Origin of the sequence: Bradyrhizobium sp. SHOUNA76 (genome assembly GCF_023006445.1) — a bacterium.
GTDB lineage: Bacteria > Pseudomonadota > Alphaproteobacteria > Rhizobiales > Xanthobacteraceae > Bradyrhizobium.
This window is the reverse complement of record NZ_JALBHA010000370.1, coordinates 1-6,699: the sequence shown is the minus strand read 5'-3', so window position 1 is coordinate 6,699 and position 6,699 is coordinate 1. Positions and strand designations below refer to the sequence as shown.

Annotated in this window: 7 protein-coding genes; 1 reads left to right on the top strand and 6 read right to left on the bottom strand. The window is 63.6% G+C overall.

The features are described 5' to 3' along the window. Window positions 1-1,233, bottom strand: a 1,233-nt coding sequence (locus MOV74_RS27815; protein WP_246929779.1) for an ATP-binding protein, incomplete at its 3' end; no start/stop codon positions are given. Between the two features lies 1 nt (window position 1,234). Further along, window positions 1,235-1,909: a response regulator transcription factor gene (locus tag MOV74_RS27810; protein WP_038946264.1), complete on the bottom strand. Its 675-nt coding sequence runs from the start codon at window positions 1,907-1,909 to the stop codon at window positions 1,235-1,237. Between the two features lie 168 nt (window positions 1,910-2,077). On the opposite strand from MOV74_RS27810, the gene MOV74_RS27805 reads away from it, so the two are divergent. Then, window positions 2,078-2,656, top strand: coding sequence for an AAA family ATPase (locus MOV74_RS27805; protein WP_246929778.1), 579 nt, complete (start codon window positions 2,078-2,080; stop codon window positions 2,654-2,656). On the opposite strand, the gene MOV74_RS27800 is transcribed toward MOV74_RS27805, so the two are convergent. The 4 genes from MOV74_RS27800 to MOV74_RS27785 form a co-directional block, all read right to left on the bottom strand. Next, on the bottom strand, window positions 2,653-3,000 hold the full coding sequence (locus MOV74_RS27800; RefSeq protein WP_246929784.1) for a hypothetical protein: 348 nt from the start codon (window positions 2,998-3,000) through the stop codon (window positions 2,653-2,655). The genes MOV74_RS27805 and MOV74_RS27800 overlap by 4 nt on opposite strands. A 336-nt stretch (window positions 3,001-3,336) precedes the next feature. Continuing rightward, entirely contained in the window at window positions 3,337-4,425 is a 1,089-nt protein-coding gene (locus MOV74_RS27795) for a TRAP transporter substrate-binding protein (RefSeq protein ID WP_246929781.1), read from the bottom strand. A gap of 167 nt (window positions 4,426-4,592) precedes the next feature. Then, on the bottom strand, window positions 4,593-5,681 hold the full coding sequence (locus MOV74_RS27790) for a TRAP transporter substrate-binding protein (protein WP_246929777.1): 1,089 nt from the start codon (window positions 5,679-5,681) through the stop codon (window positions 4,593-4,595). 215 nt (window positions 5,682-5,896) lie between these two features. Next, on the bottom strand, window positions 5,897-6,699 hold an 803-nt coding region (locus tag MOV74_RS27785), incomplete at its 5' end, for an Mrp/NBP35 family ATP-binding protein (RefSeq protein ID WP_309486842.1).

Genomic DNA, 6,699 nt, shown 5'->3' with positions numbered 1-6,699 from the left:
GCGCCGGCGGTCGGCACGCCAGAAACGCTGGAAGATCAGCTCGCGCTCGGCCTCCGCGATCCCCGGGCCGCAATCGCGCACGCGCACCGAGCCGTCCTCGTCCACCTCGACGTCGACGGTGGTGTCCTTCGCGGTAAATTTGATGGCATTTTCGGCCAGATTGAAGATCGCACGCTGGAGCATCTCCGAATTGCCGTGGATCTTGACCGGCGCGTCGGTACCCTTCAGCGCAATGTCCTTGTGCTGGCTGATCGCGAACGGTGCGATCGAGGCGACCACATCGGCGCAGACGGCGCGCAAATCCGCGGTCTCGCCGGGATCTAGCACCAGGGTGTCGAGCTCGGCGATCTCCAGGAGCTGGGCGACGAGCCGGCTCATGGCTTCGATGTCGGCATGCAGCGCCTGCCGTGCCGCGCGATCGTCAAGCGTCTCGATCCGCGTGCGCAGGATCGTGAGCGGCGTGCGCAATTGATGCGCGGCATCCGCCGTGAACTGTCGTTGCAACCGAAAGCCGTCCTCGAGGCGGTCGAGCGCCTGGTTGACGGCGGTGACGAGCGGCAAGATCTCGCGGGGGATCTGTTCCGTCGGCAAGCGGATATCGGTGCGCGCCGGACCGATATTGCTGGCCTCCTCGGAGGCCTTCCACAGCGGCGCGATCGCACGGCGGAAGATGATGATGTCGGTGGCAAGCAGGACCAACAGGATCGGGATGGTGATCCACCCCACCCGCCGGAAGAAGTTCGAAACGATGTCGTCGATGATGACGTCGCGATGCGCGAGGTCCTCGGCGACCTGGACGCGCACCGTCTTGCCGTCGATGTCCCGGGTGACCGCGGCGCCGGAAATGCTCTCCGACGAGCGCGCTGCAGCGGCGGAGCGCGGGTGCGAGGAGAACAGCAAGCGGCCCTCCGCATCGCGAATGTCGTACTGATAGCGGCCGTAAGCATCCGAGTAGAGCCCCTTCAGGCTGTCGGGCAGATTGAACGTCATGAGGCCGTCCGGCTGCGCAACGATGCGCTGCGCCAGCACTTCGGCCTGGGCCCGCATGGCATCGCGATGCAGCTGGTCGATCTCGGAATTGAGCAGCCAGAACAGTACCAGCGGCAGGAAGATCGCGACCACCGCCACCGCCAGGATGTGCAGGAACACGATGCGCCAGATCAGCGATTTGAACGTCGGCGACCTGCCATAGGACCCGGCATGGGATCCGACGTTGGATCCGACCCGGGCCACGCTATTTCTCCACGTCCATGAGATAGCCGACGCCGCGGATGGTATGGATCACGACCTTGGCGCCGTGTTCAGCGAGCTGCTTGCGCAACCGCGACACATAGACCTCGACGGCGTTGGAGGCGACCTCGCCGTCCAGCCCGAAGATGTGGTCCTCGACGTTCTTCTTCGGCACCACCCGCCCCTGCCGGCGCAGCAGGATCTCGAGCACCGAGGTCTCGCGCGCAGAGATGATCCGCGGCTGGTCGTCGACGAAAATCTGGCGGCTCTCGGTGTCGTAGACGAGGTTGGCGAGACTGAGCGAGCGGCCGAGCAGTTGGCCGGGCCGGCGCAGGATCGCCTCCAGCCGCGCCACCAGTTCCTCCATCGCGAACGGCTTTGCGAGATAGTCGTCGGCACCGCTACGGAGGCCGCTGACGCGGTCCTGCAGGCCGCCACGCGCGGTGAGCACCAGCACGGGGAGCGGTTCCATCTTGAGGCGCAGCTCGCGCAACACCGACAGACCGTCGCCGTCGGGCAGCCCGAGGTCGAGGATCATCGCAGCATAGCTGACACTGCTCACCGCCTCGCGCGCCTCGGCCGCGCTGCCCACGATGTCGCTCTGGTAGCCGGCCGCCGCCAGCCCGCCCGCGACGAGACGCGACAGCTCGGCATTGTCCTCGACGATCAGAAGGCGCATCGCATATCCGCCGGATACTCAGGTCGCCGCACAGCTCGCGCGGCATCTTCGTTCTTTTCAAGCATTCCGGTCGCCTCGGCCAGCGAAAAAGCACGGGCTGGTCGCCCTGTCCTGTCAGATTCATGTAAGCCCGGAGCCGCCTGTCTCCAGTAGGCGGCCGCCGCATGCTTGATCAAACGTCGCCGCGTCCGCCCCGTTGCGGAGCTCGGATCGCTGCCCCATCATGTCGTCATGCATCCATCATCGGCACTCATTGTGTTCGGCGGCCTTCCGGGCACTGGCAAGACGACGATTTCCCGCGAACTGACCATTCGGCTCGCGGCGACATATCTTCGTATCGATTCGATCGAGCAGGCGTTGAAGGACGCTAGCCTTACGGTCAACGCAGAGGGCTATGCCATAGCCAACGCGCTGGCGGCCGAAAATCTCAAGCTCGGGCGCATCGTTGTCGCCGACTGCGTTAATCCAGTGCTGGCAAGCCGCGCTGCGTGGCGGCAATGTGCCTTGCAGACCTCGGCACGCTTGGTCGAGATCGAAGTGGTTTGCAGCAAAGCGGTGCTGCACCGGCGACGCGTGGAGAGCCGTACGCCCGACATTGATGGCCTCAAACTCCCAAGCTGGAATGATGTCGTGAGCCGAACGTATGAACCGTGGGATCGAGAGCATCTGGTGCTCGATACGGCCGATTGTTCGCTCGATGATCTGCTGGAGCGAGCAGAGACTTATATTCGCGACAAGATTGGCTAGCTCGCAGGATGGCCGCTTCTAAAAGCAGCTCTGAGTTCGGCCAGTTGATCGCTTGTTGCGCCGAGCTCCGCCTCGGTCCGACTCGCAGGCAAATCCACGTACGCGATCGGCTGTTCGAACTGGCTCGCCGTGAAGTCGAACCTCTTGCCGTCGATCCGATTGTAAAAATGGTCGCCAGCCGGCAGCGGCGTCTTCAGCAACTCGCCGCCGAACAGTTCATGAATGAGCAACGACGTGACGTTGCATTGTCCCGACGCCGGATTGCTCGCCGTCCATTTGCTGGCCGTCGACAGCGACCAGGCCTTGTGCAGCGTTCTCAAAACGTCGTCGGGATCGAAGCTCATCATCTCAAAATGGGCGCCCACGAATTTCGGATTATTCGTTCTCGCACCATACCACTGTTGGCCGGCCAGCCAACGTGCTCCGGCGTTTGCAGGATCTGCCGGGCGAAACGAGCCCTTGGATCGAGCCGGTTCCGGAGTACCTTCTCCCGCACACCGTAACACCCGGTCCGCTTCCGCAAGGGCCGCTTGCGCCCCTGATTTTCTCACGGCTTATCAAGCCCTTGGCTACTGTGCATGGGGTTGTTTTTCACTTTTTTTGGTCTCGTCGCCTCCAACTGAATATGACAACGCCCCGGTGCTTTCGCGCCGGGGCGTTGCCTGCGAGAGACGACGTGATCAGCTCTGCGAGCGCCGCGCCATGAAGATGTCGTAGCCGACCTCGGCGACCTGGAACCAGGCGTAGCCGTCGCTCGTGAACTTGGCGAGGGAGTCGTGCACCTTCTTGAAGTTGGCGTTGGTCGCGCCGACCTCGGCGTGCAGCTCTTTGGCGGCCTTGTGGCAGGCGTCCATGATCGGCGGCGAGAAGGCGTGCAACTTGGCGCCGTTGGCGAGGAGCTTCTTCAACGCGAGCGGATTGGCTGTGTCGTAGCGCGCCATCATGTAGTTGTTGGCGTAGTGGCCGGCCTGCTCCAGCACGCTCTGGTAATATTTCGGCAGCGCGTTCCATTTGTCGAGGTTGACGAAAGCAAGCAGCATCGGTCCGCCTTCCCACCAGCCGGGATAGTAATAGTGCGGCGCGATCTTGTAGAAGCCGAGCTTCTCGTCGTCATAGGGCCCAACCCATTCGGCGGCGTCGATGGTGCCCTTCTCCAGCGCGGGATAGATGTCGCCGCCGGCGAGCTGCTGCGGCACCACGCCGAGCTTCTGGAGCACGCGGCCGGCAAAGCCGCCGACACGGAATTTCATGCCCTTGAGATCGTCGGGCGTGTTGACCTCTTTCCTGAACCAGCCGCCCATCTGACAACCGGTGTTGCCCGCGAGCAGCGAGACGACGTTGTAGCTCTTGTAGAACTCGTTGAGCACGTCGCGCCCGCCGCCCTGCATGTACCAGGCCTGGTTGATGCGCATGTTGGGACCGAACGGCACGGCCGAGCCGAAGGTGAAGGTCGGATCCTTGCCGAAATAGTAGTAGGAGGCGGTGTGGCCGATTTCGCAGGTGCCGTTCTGCACGGCGTCGAGCACCTGCAGGCCCGGCACGATTTCGCCGGCCGCGAAGATCTGGATCTGGAATTTGTTGTCGGTCGCTTCCGCGACCATCTTGCACATCATCTCGGCGCCGCCAAACAACGTGTCGAGTGATTTCGGCCAGCTCGTCGGCATGCGCCATTTGATTTCCGGCATCGATTGCGCGATCGCGGGAGCCGCGAGCGTGGCGGCGCCGGCCGCGCCAAGTCCTGTGACCTTGATGAAGTCTCTTCTCTTCATGATTTCCTGCCCTGATGGATCGTGATGGTGGGCCTTCTTGCCGAGGCTTGGCATCACCATGACGCAAGCCGCCGCCCAATTCCATCCCGATCGCACTGCGGCAAACAAAAAGCCCGACCTCCAGGGGAGGCCGGGCTTTCCGGTCTTGCGACTTTAGGCCTAGGCGATCAGCCGCGCGTGCGCGAGCGGATCATGAAGCTGTCGTAGGTATATTCGGCAACCTGCCACCACAGATATTCGTCGGAGCGGTAGGCCTGCATGGCGTCGATCGACTTCTTGAAGTCGGCGTTCTTGGCCGAGATCTCGGCCCACAGCTCGTTGGTCGCCTTGAGGCAGGCCTCCAGCACCTCGTTGGTGAAGGGACGAAGCTGGGTGCCGCCGGCAACCAGGCGCTTGAGCGCCGCCGGGTTCTGCATGTCGTAGCGCGCGGCCATCCAGGTGTTGGCATTGGTCATCGCGTTGGTGAGGATCGCCTGGTAGTTCTTCGGCAGCGCGTTCCACTTCTCCAGGTTGGCGAAGGCATGGACGGTCGGACCACCTTCCCAGAAGCCCGGATAATAGTAGTACTTGGCGACCTTGGCGAAGCCGAGCTTCTCGTCATCGTAGGGGCCGACCCACTCGGCGGCGTCGATGGTGCCCTTTTCAAGCGCCGGATAGATGTCGCCGCCGGCGAGCTGCTGCGGCACCACGCCGACCTTCTGAAGCACCTGGCCTGCGATGCCGCCGATGCGCATCTTGAGGCCGGAGAGATCGGCGACGGTCTTGATCTCCTTGCGGAACCAGCCGCCCATCTGGGTGCCGGTGTTGCCGCACGGGAAGCCGATCACGTTCGACTTCTTGAAGAACTCGTTGCCAAGCTCCATGCCGCCACCCTGGTACCACCAGGAGTTCTGCTGGCGTGCGTTGAGGCCGAACGGCACCGAGGCGTAGATCGCGAAGGTCGGGTCCTTGCCGACGTAATAGTATGAGACGGTGTGGCACATCTCGACGGTGCCGTTGGAAGTCGCATCGAGCGCCTGGAGGGCCGGGACGATTTCGCCGCCGGCGAACACCTGGATCTGGAATTTGTTGTCGGTCATCTCGGCGACGTATTTCGCCATCTGCTCGGCGCCGCCATAGATGGTATCGAGCGACTTCGGGAAGCTCGAAGTCAGGCGCCACTTGACCTCGGGCGAGGATTGCGCGATCGCCGGCGAGGCCACTGCGGTCGCCGCCGCGCCTGCTGCCGACACTTTCAGAAAATCACGACGCTTCATCTTCAGGTCTCTCCTTGCTGGGGCGTTTCCCCTTGACTTCTCTTCTTGCGGCCGCTCATTCCGGCGACGCGTTAGGGCCGCGTCGCCGAAGGGGCTTGACTGCCGTGGCCTTTAACACGGAAGCCCCGCTTGCGGAACGCGACAATGGCATGACGGGGCTCTACGAAAGTCGCATCTCCCCAAAGAAATGAGGAGGCGCGCCGCGGGCGGCCGATTCAGGCCGCCGCGATGACACCCTTGATCTGGTCCCGGACCTGCCCTGCAATGGCGCGGTAGATCGCCGCATGGGGACCGTCCGGCTCGCTGTCGACGACGGGATTGCCGGCGTCCGAGGTGGCGCGAATCGCCATGTGCAGCGGGATCTCGCCGAGGAACGGCACCTCGAGCTTCTCGGCCTCGTGCCGCGCCCCGCCATGGCCGAAAATGTCCGACTTGGTGCCGCAATGCGGGCACTGGAAGTAGCTCATGTTCTCGACGATGCCGAGCACGGGCACGTTGACCTTCTTGAACATGGCAAGTCCCCGCCGCGCATCGATCAGGGACAGGTCCTGTGGGGTCGAGACGATCACCGCGCCCTTCAGCGGCACGTTCTGCGCCAGAGTGAGCTGGGCATCGCCGGTGCCCGGCGGCATGTCGACCACGAGAACGTCGAGCTTGCCCCATTCGACATCGCGCAGCATCTGCGTCACCGCCGACATCACCATCGGACCGCGCCAGATCATCGCGGTCTCCTCCTCCACCAAAAAGCCGATCGACATGATGGCGAGGCCGAAGCGCCGGAGCGGAATCATTTTGCGCTCGTCGTTCAGCTGCGGCTTGTCGTGCAGACCGGTCAGGCGCGGCACCGAAGGGCCGTAGATGTCGGCATCGAGCAACCCGACCTTGAGACCGAGGTCCCGCAGACCCAGCGCCAGGTTCAGCGCGGTGGTCGACTTGCCGACGCCGCCCTTGCCGGAGGCGACCGCGATCACGGCGGAGACGCCCGGGATCTCCGACTGCCGCGCCATGGGCGATTGGG

Coding starts and splice junctions, on each gene's coding strand:
- MOV74_RS27790 (WP_246929777.1), bottom strand. CDS start 5,681: ATGAAGCGTCGTGATTTTCTGAAAGTGTCGGCAGCAGGCGCGGCGGCG.
- MOV74_RS27810 (WP_038946264.1), bottom strand. CDS start 1,909: ATGCGCCTTCTGATCGTCGAGGACAATGCCGAGCTGTCGCGTCTCGTC.
- MOV74_RS27800 (WP_246929784.1), bottom strand. CDS start 3,000: ATGAGCTTCGATCCCGACGACGTTTTGAGAACGCTGCACAAGGCCTGG.
- MOV74_RS27795 (WP_246929781.1), bottom strand. CDS start 4,425: ATGAAGAGAAGAGACTTCATCAAGGTCACAGGACTTGGCGCGGCCGGC.